The 290-nt window shown below is 34.1% G+C and carries 1 protein-coding gene; it reads left to right on the top strand.

Annotation, left to right across the window (positions count from 1 at the left end):
- Positions 1–248, top strand: a 248-nt coding sequence (locus DC53_RS22895) for a hypothetical protein (RefSeq protein WP_206075193.1), incomplete at its 5' end; no start/stop codon positions are given.
- Between the last annotated feature and the right edge of the window lie 42 nt (positions 249–290).

Below are 290 nucleotides of genomic sequence, written 5' to 3'. Positions count from 1 at the left end.
TTCATGCTTTTTTAATACCTAAAGACGATTTAACACAAGTGCTAGCACAAGGTGTAGATGCTGTTCGTGCTTATATTGGCGTTGATGAAAATAATGTAGAGAAACTTATGATTGTAGGTACAAAATATGATGCTGCAACAGATACTTATGTAGATATGTTACCAGAAAAATCTGCTGAAGGAGGTAATATCTACGATTTTACTAGACCTTGCCCTCCATCATGTGATTCTGGTAGTCCATTAAATTAAAAAACATTTCTTGAATGAATCCAGATATGCTAAGGGTTTTGT

The sequence above is a fragment of the Pseudoalteromonas fuliginea genome (assembly GCF_000690055.1).
In the GTDB taxonomy this organism is placed as follows: Bacteria; Pseudomonadota; Gammaproteobacteria; order Enterobacterales; family Alteromonadaceae; genus Pseudoalteromonas; species Pseudoalteromonas fuliginea.
The sequence above is the reverse complement of the archived record's forward strand: the minus strand, read 5'-3'. Positions and strand labels throughout refer to the sequence as shown.